This is a genomic window from Hymenobacter sp. DG25A, from assembly GCF_001280305.1.
In the GTDB taxonomy this organism is placed as follows: domain Bacteria; phylum Bacteroidota; class Bacteroidia; order Cytophagales; family Hymenobacteraceae; genus Hymenobacter.
Map to the genome: position 1 here is coordinate 256,112 of NZ_CP012623.1, position 15,048 is coordinate 271,159.

Genomic DNA, 15,048 nt, shown 5'->3' on the forward strand with positions numbered 1-15,048 from the left:
TCCACAGCGTAGAATGAGTCGTGAAATAGCAGGCTACTGCCACTCCGACCTTAATAGAAGACCTCGCACACTCTTTGTGGTAGAGAGGTTTCTTGTTTTAAGGGCAGCAATGCGTATGACGGGTTTTTCCCGAAAAACGCCGTAAATTTGAGGTACGCCCCGGCGTTTTCAGTCAATATCTACCAGCATGTTTGATTTTTTAGGGAAGGCAGTTGCCAAAGTGTTCGGGACCAAGTCCGAGCGGGATTTGAAAGAGATTCTGCCGTATGTGGCACTCATCAATGCCGAATATGCCAAACTGGCACCGCTCACCGACGACCAGCTGCGCCAGCACTCTGCTGAGGTACGCGCCCGGATTGACGAGCGTCTCAAAGGCATCGACGACCAGATTGGCGGCCTGCATCAGCGCATTGCCGATGAGCCCAACTTGGACATCATCGAGAAAGAAAAAATCTTCGACCAGATTGATGCGCTGGAAAAGCAGCGGAACAAGGATCTGGAAGTAGTACTGCTGGAAGTATTGCCGGCGGCCTTTGCCACCGTAAAGGAAACCGCCCGCCGCTACAAGGAAAATGGCCAGCTGGTGGTTACTGCTACGGATTTCGACCGGGAAATTTCCCGTCGCAAAGCCAACGTAACCATTCAGGGTGACCAGGCTATCTGGAGCAACAAGTGGATTGCCGGCGGTGCCGAAATCACCTGGGACATGGTGCATTACGACGTGCAGCTGATTGGCGGCGTGGTACTGCACCAGGGTAAAATTGCCGAAATGGCCACCGGTGAAGGTAAAACGCTGGTATCTACCTTGCCCGCGTTCCTCAACGCGCTGGCCCGCCGTGGCGTGCACCTGGTTACGGTGAACGACTACCTGGCCAAGCGTGACTCCGAATGGAATGCGCCGCTGTTCGAGTTCCACGGCATCACCGTGGACTGCATCGATAAGCACCAGCCTAACACTGATGCCCGTCGTGCGGCCTACGCCGCCGACATCACCTACGGCACCAACAACGAATTCGGCTTCGACTACCTGCGCGACAACATGGCCCGCGAAACCGGCGAGCTGGTGCAGCGCAAGCACCACTACGCCATGGTGGACGAAGTGGACTCCGTTTTGATTGACGATGCCCGGACCCCGCTTATCATCTCCGGCCCCGTGCCCCGTGGTGATGTGCACGAGTTCCTGATCCTGAAGCCCCGCATTGAGCAGCTGGTAAACGAGCAGAAAAAGCTGGTGCAGCAGTACCTGGTAGAGGCTCGCAAGCTCATTAAAGAAGGCAACGACGGCGTGAAGGAAGGCGAAGGTGGCCTGATGCTGTTCCGCGCTTACCGCGGCCTGCCCAAGAGCAAGCCGCTTATCAAATTCCTCTCGGAGTCTGGTATGCGCGTGGTGCTGCAGAAAGTGGAAAACCACTACATGCAGGACAACTCGCGGCAGATGCCCGAGGCCGACAAGCCCCTGTTCTTCACTATTGATGAGAAGAACAACCAGATTGAGCTGACAGAGCGCGGCATCGACCTGATTACGGCCCAGGGCGAAGATCCGCACCTGTTCATCATGCCCGACATCGGGATGGAAATTGCGGCCATTGAAAACAGCAAAATCATCAGCGACGACGATAAGCTGCACCAGAAGGAGCAGCTGATCAACGACTATCAGGAGAAGAGCGAGCGGGTACACACCGTAAGCCAGCTGCTGAAAGCCTACACCCTGTTTGAGCGCGACGACCAGTATATCCTGTCCGACGACGGCAAGGTGAAGATTGTGGATGAGCAGACAGGCCGCGTGATGGAAGGCCGACGCTACTCCGATGGTCTGCACCAGGCCATTGAAGCCAAGGAAAACGTGCGCATCGAAGACGCCACGCAAACCTACGCCACCGTAACGCTGCAGAACTACTTCCGCATGTACCACAAGCTGGGCGGCATGACGGGTACGGCCGAAACCGAAGCCGGCGAGTTCTGGGAAATCTATAAGCTGGATGTGGTGGTAGTGCCCACCAACCGCGGCATTTCCCGCAAGGATGAGCACGACAAGGTATACAAGACTGTGCGCGAGAAGTACAACGCCGTAGCCGAGGAAATTCAGACCCTGGTGAAAGCCGGCCGCCCCGTGCTGGTAGGTACCACCTCGGTAGAAATTTCCGAGCTGGTGAGCCGCATGCTGAAGCTGCGCAACATCCCGCACCAGGTACTGAACGCCAAGCAGAACCAGCGCGAAGCTGAGATTGTAGCCGGCGCCGGTCATCCCGGCACCGTGACCATCGCCACCAACATGGCTGGTCGGGGTACCGATATTAAGCTGCGCGGCACCGCGAAAGAATCGGGTGGTTTGGCCATTATTGGTACCGAGCGCCACGAGTCACGCCGCGTAGACCGCCAGCTGCGGGGTCGGGCCGGCCGTCAGGGCGACCCGGGTTCTTCCCAGTTCTTCGTTTCGCTGGAAGACAACCTGATGCGTCTGTTCGGCTCGGAACGCATTGCCAAACTCATGGACCGCATGGGTCTGGAAGAAGGCGAAGTGATTCAGCACTCCATGATTACCAGCTCTATTGAGCGCGCCCAGAAGAAAGTCGAAGAAAACAACTTCGGCATCCGGAAGCGCCTGCTGGAGTATGATGACGTGATGAACGCCCAGCGCGAGGTGGTATACAAGCGCCGCCGCAACGCCCTGTTTGGCGAGCGTTTGGAGCTGGACGTGTGGAACATGATTTACGATGTGTGCGAAAACATCGTGGCCGCCCACAAAGTCACCAACGACTTCGAGGACTTCAAGTTGGCGGTTATTCGCCTGTTCAGCTATGACACGCACCTCACCGCCCAGGACCTGACCAGCCTGCCCGCGGCCCAGCTCACCCAGAAGCTGTATGATGAGGCCTTGGGTTACTACGATGACAAGAGCCGCGTGATTGGCGAGCATGCCCTGCCGCTCATCAACGACCTGATTTCGCAGAACGCCCCCTACGAGAACATTGCCGTTCCCTTCACCGATGGCCGCAAGCAGATTCAGTCGGTGGTAAACCTGCGCCGGGCCCAGGCCAACAAAGGCCAGGAGCTGATTCGCGGCATGGAGAAGGTGGTAACGCTGTCGGTGATTGACACGGCCTGGACGCAGCACCTGCGCTCCATGGACGACCTGAAGCAGGTGGTACAGAACGCCGTGTACGAGCAGAAAGACCCGCTGCTGATCTACAAGTTCGAGTCGTTTGAGCTGTTTAAGCGCATGATTGGCAAAGTGAACGAGGACACGGTACAGTTCCTGTTCCGGGCCGACATTCCTTCCCAGCAGGGCGAAGCCGCCGAGCCGGAGTTCTACGTGGAGGACGAACTGCCTCAGCCTGCCCCCAAGCCCAAGCTGAAAGCCCAGAAAGAGGTATCCACTACCTCACTGGGTGCCGGCCCGGAAGATCTGGAGCAGGATGGTGCCATGACTCAGGTACTGGAAAAGCAGCAGCCCGCCCGCAGCCAGAAAATTGCCAACCGCAACGATAAAGTAAGCGTGCAGTATATGGACGGCCGCATTGTGCGCGACGTGAAATACAAGAGCGTGGAAGATGACGTGGTGAACAACCGCGCCGTCCTCATCGACTAAGCTTTTGGCGCCCTAACTGCGTAATAAAACAGTGGCAGGTAAATTTTTACCTGCCACTGCTGTTTGCCCGCCATTTCGTTTCTCTGCCCTATGCGTACACCTTCCCCCGCTGAGTTAGCTGCCCGCATCGACCATACGCTTCTGCGCCCCGATGCCACGCAGGCCCAGATTGCGCAATTGTGCGCCGAAGCCGCGCAACACCGTTTTGCCTCCGTATGCGTGCCACCCGCCTTTGTGCGGTATGCGGTGGAGGAGCTGTACGGTACCGGCGTGCCCGTTTGCACCGTAGTGGGCTTTCCGCTGGGGTATCAGATTGCCAAGGTGAAGTTCTTTGAAGCCCACCAGGCCCTGACCGACGGTGCCCGCGAAATTGACGTGGTGATGAACATTGCCGCCTTTAAATCGGGGCAGCTGGAAGAAGTGGAGGAGGAGCTGGGCCAGCTCACGGAGCTGTGCCGGTTTAAAAATGCCCTGCTGAAAGTGATTATTGAAACCGCGCTGCTAAGCGAGGAGGAAATCATTACTGCCTGCCAATTGTGCGCGGAAGCGGGCGTTGACTTTGTGAAAACGTCCACCGGTTTTGCCAGCCGCGGGGCTTCCGTAGCTGATATTGTATTGATGCGCCGCCATTTGCCGGCCCGGATTCGTATTAAAGCCGCGGGCGGAATTCGCACGCGCACGGCGGCCCTGGCCCTCGTGGCTGCCGGCGCCGACCGGCTCGGTTCTTCCAATAGTGTGGCTTTGCTGCAACCCGATGAAACACCTGCTACTTCGTAACGTGCTGCTGCTCGCCGCTCTACTTAACCTGGGTGCCTGCGCCGCCACCGCCCCCGGCGCTTCCTCGTCTGACTCCACGGCCCGGCGCAACGCCCCCCTAGAAGCTGCTGAGGACCTGAGCCGCTTCCGGCCGGTGTTCACTCTGCCCAAAACCCCGGCCACGCCGGCCCCCGCAGCTGTGCGCCCCAACGTAACGCCGGTAAACCAGGTAAATGCCCAAGTAGAACAGCGCCTGCGCGACCAGGCCTACACCAATCAGAACGTGAAATATGCCCAAGGCTACCGCATTCTGGCCTACGTAGGGCTGGAGCGTGACCAGGCCATGGCCATCCGTCGCGCCGTTATCAGCCGCTACCCCGAAGAAACCGACTACCTCACCTTCAAGCAGCCGGTGTTCCGCCTCTGGGTAGGCGACTACCTGAACCGGCTGGATGCCGAGCAGGCCCTGCTGCGCATTAAGCCCTACGCGCCCAAGGCTGAGCTGCAGTCTACGCAGGTAGTCCTGAACAAAAGCACCCTTTAGCCCCACGGTATGGCCTTTCTGCGGGAATTGCAGTGGGATGAGCTGGAGGTTTTGCAGGCTCTGGAAGACGTGCCAACGGAAGGCGCAGGCGGTAGCCTTCATTACCGCGTGCAGCAGCACGACCTGCAGCTGCGCGTGTCTTTGTGGCCGCAGCATGGCTTCGTAGATGTACTCCTGCTGCAAGCCACTACGCAGACCGTTTTACTGGATATGACGGTGGCCGTGCGGGGTCGCATACGCTACAACAACGATAAGCGCGGCGAATACCTGGAGCTGGCCGATTGCCTGTTGATAAACCGCATGCTTTCCACTGATGAGCAGCTGGAAGCTGCTTTCAGTCCCAATACCCCGGGCCGGCCGCTCCTGCTTACCGTGCGCCCGCACCTGAGCGTGTTGTTTGAGTAAGCGCTGGCCTATTATTCCTGGATATCTCTACCGTATCTTGCCCCCTATGCAGCATCTGATTTCCCGTCTTAAAGCCCTGGCCGCTGAGTCGGCCGCCACCACCGTTGGCTGGCGCCAGCACTTACACGCCCACCCGGAGCTTTCCTTTGAGGAGTTTTCTACCGCCGCTTTCGTTACCGAGCAGCTGCGCCAGATGGGCCTCAACCCCCAGCCCCTGGCCAAAACCGGCGTGGTAGCGCTTATTGAAGGCCGCAACCCCGGCAGCCGGGTAGTGGCCCTGCGCGGCGACATGGACGCGCTGCCCATTCAGGAGCAGAATGAAGTAGCGTACAAATCCACCAACCCCGGCGTGATGCACGCCTGCGGCCACGATGTGCACACTTCCTCTTTGTTAGGAGTTGCCTATATCCTCACGCAGCTGCGCGACGAGTTTGAAGGCACCGTAAAGCTGATTTTTCAGCCCGGCGAGGAAAAGCTGCCCGGTGGTGCCTCCCTTATGATCAAGGAAGGCGTGCTGGAAAACCCCAAACCCGCCAGCGTACTGGGTCAGCACGTATTTCCCATGCTGCCGGCCGGCCAAATTGGTATCCGGGCGGGCCGCTATATGGCTAGTACCGATGAGCTGTACCTGACCGTGCGTGGCAAAGGCGGCCACGGCGCCATGCCCGAGCAAAACCTGGACCCCGTGCTGGTGGCCGCCCATATCATTGTGGCGGCCCAGCAGATTGTGAGTCGTCGGGCCAATCCCAAGCTGCCTTCGGTGCTGTCCTTTGGGAAGGTTATTGCCAACGGGGCAACCAATGTTATTCCCAACGAGGTGTACATGGAAGGTACTTTCCGCACCCTGAATGAGGAGTGGCGCCAGGAAGCCCACCAGCACCTGCGCAAGCTCTGCGAAGGTCTGGCCGAGTCTATGGGTGCCACCTGCGAGCTGGAAATCCGGCACGGCTACCCCTACCTGGAAAACGAGCCTCAGCTCACGGCCCGCGTGCGCGCCGCAGCGGAAGAATATCTGGGCGCAGAAAACGTAATTGAGCTGGACCAGTGGATGGCCGCCGAGGACTTCGCCTATTTCTCGCAGGCCGCTGATGCCTGTTTCTACCGCCTAGGTACCCGCGCCGCCGATGGCCGCTTTGCCTCCTCCGTGCATACCCCCACTTTCGACGTCGACCCCAAAGCCCTGGAAGTGGGCCCCGGCTTGATGGCCTGGCTGACGTTGCGTGAACTGGCGGCTTTTACTACTACTGATACTGACGCGGCCACGGCCGAAACGGCCCATGCGTAAGCTTTTCTTGGTATTGCTGGTTGGCCTGTGCGCCGGTACCGCCCAGGCGCAAAGCCGCCGCGTGGGGTATGATCTGGAGCTGTGGCCCGAGCTGCAGGCCGAATACGCATTTACAAACTTGGGCTACGCATTTCTGAGTGCGGGCGGCTTGCGCACCACGAACACGGACATTAATAACCCCGGCGGCTTTTACCGCAAGCAGCTGAAGGCCGGCTACGAAACCTGGCTGAATGAGCAATGGAGCCTGGGCGGCACAGCCCGGTACAGCCATTTGGAAGGCAGCAATGAGTTTGCGCCGGAAATTCTGCTGCGGCACCAGAGCACTATTGGCGCCTTCACCTTCGGGCAACGCGTGGGGGCGGAATACCGCTTTGCCAACACGCCGGACCAGACCCGCGGGCTGACGCGTCTGCGGCTGGATGTGGAGCGGCAACTGCCGCTGGGCAGCACTATTATGCTGCGCCCGCGCTTGTCGTACGAGCTGGCCACGTACCTGCGCCTGCAGCGCGACGAGCAAACCCAACCTAGAGAGCGAGTCATTGATTTCGGCCTGCTGCGGGCTGAAATGGGCGTGCGACTCTCGGACCACTTCGATTTCACCCCGTGGTTTGGCTACCTAACTTCCTATCAATTTGTGCTCTCCCAAACCGATTCTGAGGGCAACCCCATTCCTGGTGGCCGCCGCAACTTCGTAACGCCGATGCTGGGGTTGGAAGCGCGTTTTACATTCTTATCCAAAACGCTGCTGACACCGCGCAAACAGCTGCCGACGCAGCACTAAGTAGACAGATACTTAATTTTTTAATGACATTTAGTCAGTGGTGTAAAATTGGCCTACATGCGTTTTAAGTCGTTTTTGGGCGATTTTTTAAAGTGATATTCTGCATAGGAAGAAATAGGAATTATAAACAAGACAAAATGACTTGGAAAACTGGTCAAAGTGGTGCTGGTACAGAATTTATGGAATAGAGGTCAGAATCAATTATTGATTACTGTTCAACCTCAACATTCTTGTACCATACCATGGCCACGCTTTTGTATAACACGCTTCCTACCCGCCGTTCGCCCCGCGCTTTCAACACGGTATTGAATGAGTTGCTGCGCGAAGGGCTGCAACCACAGGATAAACCCGCTACCAGCTTCGTGCCCCAGGCCGATATCCTGGAATCAGAGCAGGGTTTTGAGCTGCACCTGGCCTTGCCCGGCGTAGCGAAAGAAGACGTTAAAATTGATTTTCAGGAAGGCCGCCTCGTCATCAGTGGCGAGCGGAAAATACCGGTATCGGAAGAAAATGGGCCGAAATTCCGCCGCGTTGAAACCGGCTTCGGCACCTTCTCCCGCATGTTCCGCCTGCCCGAAACGGTAGATGTAACCGGTATTGATGCCCAGCTGGCAGATGGTCTGCTGCGGGTTATGCTTCCCTTTGATAGTAAGAAGGTAACCAAACACCAGATTGAAGTACGGTAAGCACCGGTTTTAAAAAAAGGCACCGGATTGGTGCCTTTTTTCTTCCGGCCGTGGTTATACACGTGCAACCGTATACTACCCGATTCACCTCTTGCGTTTGAGCGGTATGGTTCTTTAGCTTTCCGCCGAAACGGTTAACTTAGTCAGACTTCTTTTTCAACCACATCTTTATAATAATCCATGCAAGCCAAACAAATGATGCTCGGCCTCATGGCTTCCGCCGTTCTTGGCGGATCAGTGGCCGTGGGTGGGTATAAGCTATTGGAGCCGGAGCGCCAGGTATCGCCCCAGGCCATAGCTGCCGACCCTAACGTACGCTACACCAGTGAGCTGCGCAGCAGCACCTACGAAGTGCCCGAGGGCCTCAACTTCGTAGCCGCTGCCTCCGCCGTAACGCCTGCGGTAGTGCACGTAATGACAGAGTATGCGCCCAAAATGACGCAGAACGACGCCGTGCGGATGGACCCGTTCCTGCGCCAGTTCTTCGGCGACGATTTCAATCAGGGTCAGCGGCCCCAGTCGGGCCCGCAGATTGGCTCTGGCTCCGGCGTTATCATTGCCGCCAACGGCTACATCGTGACCAACAACCACGTGATTGATAAGGCTGATAAGATTGAGGTAGTACTGGACGATAAGCGCAAGTACAAGGCCGAACTGGTAGGCGCTGACCCCACCACTGACTTGGCCGTGCTGAAAGTGCAGGCCGATAACCTGCCCTTCGTTCGCTATGGCTCCTCCGACGACGTGAAGGTAGGGGAGTGGGTACTGGCTGTGGGCAACCCCTTCAACCTGAACTCTACCGTTACGGCGGGTATTATCTCGGCCAAGGGCCGCAACATCAACATTCTGCAGCGCGAAGACCGCATGGGGGTAGAAGCCTTCCTGCAGACCGATGCCGTGGTAAACCCCGGAAACTCGGGTGGTGCCCTGGTCAACCTGAAAGGCGACCTGATTGGTATTAACTCCGCCATTGCCTCGCGCACCGGCTCCTTTGAGGGCTACTCGTTTGCCGTACCCAGCTCCATTGTGAGCAAGGTGGTAGATGACCTTCTGAAATACAAAGTAGTACAGCGCGCCCTGCTCGGCGTCAACATCCGCGAAGTAGATGCCACGCTGGCCTCCGAAAAGAAGCTGGCTTCGCTGAACGGCGTATATGTGGTGGGCCTGAGCAAGAACAGCGCTGCTGCTGATGCCGGCCTGAAAGAGGGCGACATCATCACTGAAATCAACGGCGTGAAGGTCAATACGTCCTCGCAGCTGCAGGAGCAGGTAGCCCGCTTCCGCCCCGGCGACAAGATTAAGATTGCCTACCTGCGGGAAGGCAAGGAGCGCAATGCCGGCGCCACGTTGCGCAATGCCACGGGCACTACCGATGTCATTCGCGAAGAAATAGCGTCTTCTATTGAGTATGAGGGCGCCAAATTTGCGCCACTCACCCGCCAGGAAATGAATAAGCTGGACCTGGAAGGCGGCGCTAAAATCTCCGGCGTGCGCGGCAGCAACTTTAAAGAGACAGGCATTGGTGACGGCTTCATCATCACCCGCATCGATAAAAACAAAGTAGCCAAGCCTCAGGACGTGAAGCGCTATCTGGAAGAAGCCAAAAACAACCAGGGCGCGCTGGTAGAAGGTATCTACCCCGACGGCCGCAAAGCTTACTATCCTATCGGACAGGCAGAATAACCTGCTTCTGACCGGCTGAATTCCAAAGCCTCCGCCACTCTGGCGGAGGCTTTTTTGTTAGCTTTGTGACAGAGGAACTGACTAAAATACCGCTGCTGCCCCTGGCTGCTACCGGCCAGCAGGAATAGCAACTCCCCAACCGCAAAACCCAACTCACCCACCTATACCCATGAAACAAGCTTTTGAAGAGGCCGTTGCTACCGGCGACGCACCCGCCCACGCCGACCCGCACGGCATCCGTACTGTGCTGCGCGAGCTAGGCGTGCAGGCCAAAAACCCCGCTTACAGCACCGGCCTGATCTGGGGCGGCGCTGATAACAGCAACACCCGCACCATTACCTCCCCCGCCGACGGCAAAGTAATTGCCACCGTAGCCATGGCCACGGCCGAGGACTATGAGCAGGTAGTGCGCACGGCCCAGGCAGCTTTCCTCACCTGGCGCACCATGCCCGCCCCTAAGCGCGGCGAGATTGTGCGCCAGATTGGCAACAAGCTGCGCGAGTTCAAGGAGCCCCTGGGCAAGCTGGTAAGCTACGAAATGGGCAAAATCATGCAGGAAGGCCTGGGTGAAGTGCAGGAGATGATTGACATCTGCGACTTTGCCGTGGGCCTCTCGCGCCAGCTTTATGGCTTTACCATGCACTCGGAGCGCCCGGCGCACCGCATGTACGAGCAGTATCACCCCTTGGGCATTGTGGCTACTATTTCGGCCTTCAACTTCCCGGTGGCTGTGTGGAGCTGGAACGCCATGCTGGCCGCCGTATGTGGTGATGTAAACATCTGGAAGCCCTCAGAGAAAACTCCGCTGGCCGCCGTAGCCGTGCAGCACATTATTCAGGACGTGCTGCGCGAAAACAACCTGCCCGAAGGCATCTTCAACCTCATCATTGGTGATGCGGAAATTGGCGCTAAAATGGCCACCGATACGCGCATTCCGCTGGTGTCGGCTACGGGCTCTACCCGCATGGGTAAGAAAGTAGGAGAAGTTGTGGGTGGCCGCCTGGGCCGCGCGCTGCTGGAGCTGGGCGGCAACAACGCCATTATCCTCACCCAGCACGCCGACCTGGACATGGCCATGCGCGCCGTGGTATTTGGCGCGGTAGGCACGGCCGGCCAGCGCTGCACTACCACGCGCCGCCTCATCATCCACGAGTCGGTGTTTGAGGATGTGAAAGCCCGTCTGCTGAAAATATACCCCAAGCTGCCCATCGGCAACCCGCTGAAGGAAGGCACGCTGGTTGGTCCGCTCATTGATGAGCAGGCGGTACATATGTTCACCAAAGCTTTACAGGAAGTACAGGCCGAAGGCGGCAAGCTGCTATTTGGTGGCGAAGTGCTGAAAGGCGAGGCTTATGCCAGCGGCACGTACGTAACGCCGGCCATTGTGGAAGCCGAAAACCACTACCACACGGTGCAGGAAGAAACCTTCGCGCCTATCCTGTACCTCATCAAGTACAGCGGCAGCGTGGAAGCCGCCATTGAGTTGCAGAACGGCGTGAAGCAGGGCCTGTCTTCCAGCATTTTCTCGCTGAACATGCGCGAAACCGAAACCTTCCTCTCACACGCCGGCTCCGACTGCGGCCTAGCCAACGTGAACATCGGTACCTCCGGGGCTGAAATTGGCGGGGCTTTCGGGGGCGAAAAAGAAACCGGCGGCGGCCGGGAGTCCGGCTCCGATGCCTGGCGCGTGTACATGCGCCGCCAGACCAACACCATCAACTATTCCACCCAGATGCCGCTGGCGCAGGGTATTACATTTGATGTGTAAACTGATCTGATCCAGATAGCAAAACAGCCCATTCGGACCTTCCGGATGGGCTGTTTTGCTATTCGACGATTTTAATATCTCCGTGGCCTTTGTAGTAAAGGGTGCCGTCTATGTCGTACATCACATAATACATACGGTACATTCCAGCGTTAAACTTCTCCGATGAATAAAGTCTGTGGAAGCTGATATTGGAAGATGATACAGTCGCAGAAAATTGATCTAATACTTTATGCTTATCATCCACTACCACCGCTGAAAGCTGAACAGGGGCATTATTGCGAAAAGTTAAAATCCCTTGTCCGTTCACTTTTACGGGGTTGGGAAAGAAGTAAACCTGGCTGATTCCACCCCGCTGAGTTGCATTCAAGTCCAGCTTTAAATCCTTGAAAAGCTCTCTTTCCTTCTTGTCCCAATCTGTATCGGAGGTCCAGTCGGTGTTATCCTTTGCGCCAGTTGGGTAATTATAATTATCACGACCTACATAGCCTTCATCAGGCCCAAAATCTATTTTGTTGCAGCTGGAAAGTAAAATAAAGGGGATAAGTAGCAGTAGCGAGGGTTTAATCGACATGAGAGAATAGAAAATCTGATAAGCCTGTATGTAATGAAAACGAAGATAATGGCCGACCCCTCGGAAAGCTAAAAACCAAGTTGGCGCTATGGTGCAACCTCTTCTCTTTCAGATTGTCTTTCCCATGCTTACCCGTCAGAGCTAGTAGCTTAGCTTAGAAAGTCGGATATTTACCGGTTACCGATTTTTTACCTTTTGCCAACCCGCGTAGCGCATGGAAGCAGTAGCGTATACCGACATCAATGCCCCGCTCGTAGAGCGGTGCCGGCTGGGCGACCGTCGTGCCCAGGCCGAAATCTATAAACGGTACTCCCGCGCCATGTTTAATGCGTCTTTGCGCATTACGGGCAACTACGCGGAGGCGGAGGATGTGCTGCAGGAAGCATTTTTGAGTGCTTTCCGCGAGCTGCACAGCTACAAGGGAGATTCGTCCTTTGGCAGCTGGCTGAAGCGCATCGTCATCAACAAATCCATCAATTGCCTGCGCAACCGCCGCCTGCAACTGGTGCCGCTGGGAGAGCAGCATGACGGAATAAGCATTGATTACGCGGAAACCAGCGCGGAGCTGGAAGAAACCACCTGGCGGGCCGACGTTGTACGCCGGTGCGTGCAGGAGCTGCCGGATGGCTACCGCGTGGTGTTGTCGTTGTACCTGCTGGAGGGATACGACCACGCCGAAATTGCCTCCATTCTTAATATCACTGAATCTACTTCCAAGTCGCAATACAGCCGCGCCCGCAAAAAACTGCTGGAGCTGGCCCGCAACCACGGAATGTAAAAGAGCCCGCTGCCGTTTTGCCGAGGCACCCGCTCTCCGGATCATGAATCCGGACTTACTCGGCGAAGGGACGAACTGTGCGTATAACCACCTGTATGAATAAGAAACCCACCGGACTTGAAGAATTCGTCGACCGCCACCGCGCGGACTTCGACGCCTTTGAGCCCCGCCCGGACCTGTGGGACAGCATCGAAGCAGACCTTGATGCACCTGCGGGCACGGTAGAGCAACCAACTTTACGTCTTATCCCGGCTACCGAAGAGCCGGCGCCTATAGTACCCATGGCCTGGTATAAAGGCTCGGGCCGCTATGGTATGGCCGCAGTGCTGGTGCTATTGCTGCTGGCCGGCGTGGGCTATAGCTCCCGCTTTGGCACTTCCGCCGCCTCTATTCCCTGGAAGAAGGCGGTGCTGGGGCAATGGGCCATGAAAGATCAGCTCACCCAGCAAGGATCTGAGCAGGAAGCCCTGCACCTGTACACGGGTCGCAACCCCGTAGCCATGACCACGGCCGCCGTAGATTCTCCGCGCCAGGATATTGCGCGGGTAGTACAGCGGATGGAGTCTTACTACGCCGCCCAGATTATAGAGCGGCAAAGTGAGCTGGTGCAGCTGGAAAAGCAGACCAAGGCCGGCTCCCCCGCCGACTGGCACCGCGAGCTGGCCAGCCTGGACTCCACCTACCACGAGCTGAAAGTAGAGCTGACCCGTAACCCGGACCCCAACATGGTGCTGGATGCCATGAACCGGAACCTGCAGATTCGGCTGGATATTCTCAACCAGCAGCTGCGCATGCGTGAGCAGATGAACGATTACCACGACGCACCTACTCTTTACGCTGACAACCGATGAACGCCGCTTCCACCTGGACTCGCCACTGGCCCAGTGCCCTCGCGCTGGCCGGCCTGCTGATGCTGGCTGCCCCCGGAAAGGGGCAGATGGTAGTTGGTAAGCTTGTGACGAAGTCCTCCACCGTTTATTTCACACAACCTTCTGAGCCTGGCTCGGCGGGCCTCCAGCCTACGCCCCCGGAAATAGGCTGCCCGGATCAGACTGAGCAAACCTCGGGGCAGGGGCCGCAGCAGACGGAGTCCGTTGGCCCGGTAGTAGAGAAAAACCGCAAGCTGAGCCGCACCTTTGTGGCGCCCATTACGCGGCCTTACGTGCTGAACACCCGCTATGGCCGGGTGCAGATCAATGTATGGTCGCGCAAGGAAGTGCGCACCGATGTTGACATTACCACGCGGGCCGAATCGGAGGAGAAAGCCCAGCAGCTGCTGGAAATGATTCAGGTTTCGTTGAAAAACAACGACCCCGAAGCCAACGGCGGTATCAGCGCCACTACTTCCTTCGGCACTATGCCCCGGGAGTGCTGGAGCAAGCATCGGCTGTATGAGGTAAACTACACCGTGTGGCTGCCCAAAAACCAAGCCCTGAAGGTGATGAATACCTTCGGCGACGTGAGCATTACCGGCGACCTGAGCGGCCCCAGCGTGCTGGCCGTGGAATACGGTACACTGCGCACCGGCCGGCTGGAAGGCGAGGACAATGTGGTACGGGTAAAGAACGGCTCGGCGTCTGTAGAATATGCCCGCAAAGCGGTGGTTGATGCCAGCTATGCCAAGCTACGGCTGGTAGGCGGCATGGATGTGGAGCTGCGCAACAATTACTCGGATATTGACATTGGCACGGTGCAGAACCTGACCATTCACAGCAAGTACGGCGACGTAGCGCTGGGCACCGTGAAAAACCTGGAAGGCACCTCCGGCTTCAGCAAGTTCAGCATTGATAAGGTGAGCGAGCGGCTGGACATGACGGTGCAGCACTGCCCCACCTTTGAGGTGCGCAACACCAGCCCCAACTTCCGCCAGATTAACCTGGACGGCGGCTACAGCACCATCCTGCTCAACTTCCCCGATGGTACCGGCTTCAACTTTGATGTAAACACCCAGAATGGCAAGCTGCTGGTAGACAAGCGCTTGGTAACGGTGCGCTCAGAAGAAAGCAGCTCCGCTTCCAGTGACATGCAGGGCCAGTTCGGCCGGTCGTCGCTGCGGCCTACGGGCAACGTGAACATCAAGACCAAGTACACCAACGTGAGCTTCAACAAATAGATCAGCCTACTTTGTTGAAATAAAAAAGCCGGTATAGCCGGCTTTTTTGTTGCTCCTAAACCCGCCGTGCAGGCCACCTGATTACCTTT

General features: G+C 57.2%; 13 protein-coding genes. 12 read left to right on the forward strand and 1 reads right to left on the reverse strand.

The window, feature by feature from the left end; all coding sequences use genetic code 11:
* Nucleotides 1-187 precede the first annotated feature (187 nt).
* The 9 genes from secA (at nucleotide 188) to amaB (ending at nucleotide 11,497) form a co-directional block, all read left to right on the forward strand.
* Complete coding sequence (gene secA / locus AM218_RS01090) at nucleotides 188-3,589, forward strand: preprotein translocase subunit SecA (RefSeq protein WP_054411054.1); 3,402 nt, start codon at nucleotides 188-190, stop codon at nucleotides 3,587-3,589.
* A 90-nt stretch (nucleotides 3,590-3,679) separates the two neighbouring features.
* Nucleotides 3,680-4,366, forward strand: coding sequence for a deoxyribose-phosphate aldolase (gene deoC, locus AM218_RS01095; RefSeq protein ID WP_054411056.1), 687 nt, complete (start codon nucleotides 3,680-3,682; stop codon nucleotides 4,364-4,366).
* Nucleotides 4,344-4,889 carry a hypothetical protein gene (locus AM218_RS01100; protein WP_071843656.1) on the forward strand — a complete coding sequence of 182 codons (546 nt, stop codon included), beginning with the start codon at nucleotides 4,344-4,346 and terminating at the stop codon, nucleotides 4,887-4,889. Before deoC ends, AM218_RS01100 begins: the two co-directional genes overlap by 23 nt.
* A gap of 9 nt (nucleotides 4,890-4,898) precedes the next feature.
* Nucleotides 4,899-5,294 carry a hypothetical protein gene (locus tag AM218_RS01105; RefSeq protein WP_054411060.1) on the forward strand — a complete coding sequence of 132 codons (396 nt, stop codon included), beginning with the start codon at nucleotides 4,899-4,901 and terminating at the stop codon, nucleotides 5,292-5,294.
* Between the two features lie 46 nt (nucleotides 5,295-5,340).
* Nucleotides 5,341-6,579 carry a M20 metallopeptidase family protein gene (locus AM218_RS01110; protein WP_054411062.1) on the forward strand — a complete coding sequence of 413 codons (1,239 nt, stop codon included), beginning with the start codon at nucleotides 5,341-5,343 and terminating at the stop codon, nucleotides 6,577-6,579.
* A complete protein-coding gene (locus tag AM218_RS01115; RefSeq protein ID WP_054411064.1) occupies nucleotides 6,572-7,360 on the forward strand; it encodes a hypothetical protein in 789 nt (262 codons plus the stop codon). The genes AM218_RS01110 and AM218_RS01115 overlap by 8 nt, the downstream gene beginning before the upstream one ends.
* A 242-nt stretch (nucleotides 7,361-7,602) precedes the next feature.
* Nucleotides 7,603-8,046: an Hsp20/alpha crystallin family protein gene (locus tag AM218_RS01120; RefSeq protein ID WP_054411066.1), complete on the forward strand. Its 444-nt coding sequence runs from the start codon at nucleotides 7,603-7,605 to the stop codon at nucleotides 8,044-8,046.
* 180 nt (nucleotides 8,047-8,226) lie between these two features.
* Nucleotides 8,227-9,729, forward strand: a complete 1,503-nt coding sequence (locus tag AM218_RS01125; RefSeq protein ID WP_054411068.1) for a Do family serine endopeptidase — start codon at nucleotides 8,227-8,229, stop codon at nucleotides 9,727-9,729.
* Nucleotides 9,730-9,898: 169 nt separating this feature from the next.
* Nucleotides 9,899-11,497 carry an L-piperidine-6-carboxylate dehydrogenase gene (gene amaB, locus AM218_RS01130; protein ID WP_082318001.1) on the forward strand — a complete coding sequence of 533 codons (1,599 nt, stop codon included), beginning with the start codon at nucleotides 9,899-9,901 and terminating at the stop codon, nucleotides 11,495-11,497.
* Between the two features lie 58 nt (nucleotides 11,498-11,555).
* On the opposite strand, the gene AM218_RS01135 is transcribed toward amaB, so the two are convergent.
* Entirely contained in the window at nucleotides 11,556-12,068 is a 513-nt protein-coding gene (locus AM218_RS01135) for a hypothetical protein (RefSeq protein WP_054411070.1), read from the reverse strand.
* Between the two features lie 214 nt (nucleotides 12,069-12,282).
* On the opposite strand from AM218_RS01135, the gene AM218_RS01140 reads away from it, so the two are divergent.
* The 3 genes from AM218_RS01140 to AM218_RS01150 all read left to right on the forward strand — a co-directional run bounded on the left by AM218_RS01140 (nucleotide 12,283) and on the right by AM218_RS01150 (nucleotide 14,959).
* Nucleotides 12,283-12,846 carry an RNA polymerase sigma factor gene (locus tag AM218_RS01140; protein WP_054411072.1) on the forward strand — a complete coding sequence of 188 codons (564 nt, stop codon included), beginning with the start codon at nucleotides 12,283-12,285 and terminating at the stop codon, nucleotides 12,844-12,846.
* A 95-nt stretch (nucleotides 12,847-12,941) separates the two neighbouring features.
* On the forward strand, nucleotides 12,942-13,697 hold the full coding sequence (locus AM218_RS01145; RefSeq protein ID WP_054411075.1) for a hypothetical protein: 756 nt from the start codon (nucleotides 12,942-12,944) through the stop codon (nucleotides 13,695-13,697).
* Nucleotides 13,694-14,959 carry a DUF4097 family beta strand repeat-containing protein gene (locus AM218_RS01150; RefSeq protein WP_054411077.1) on the forward strand — a complete coding sequence of 422 codons (1,266 nt, stop codon included), beginning with the start codon at nucleotides 13,694-13,696 and terminating at the stop codon, nucleotides 14,957-14,959. The genes AM218_RS01145 and AM218_RS01150 overlap by 4 nt, the downstream gene beginning before the upstream one ends.
* Nucleotides 14,960-15,048 lie beyond the last annotated feature (89 nt).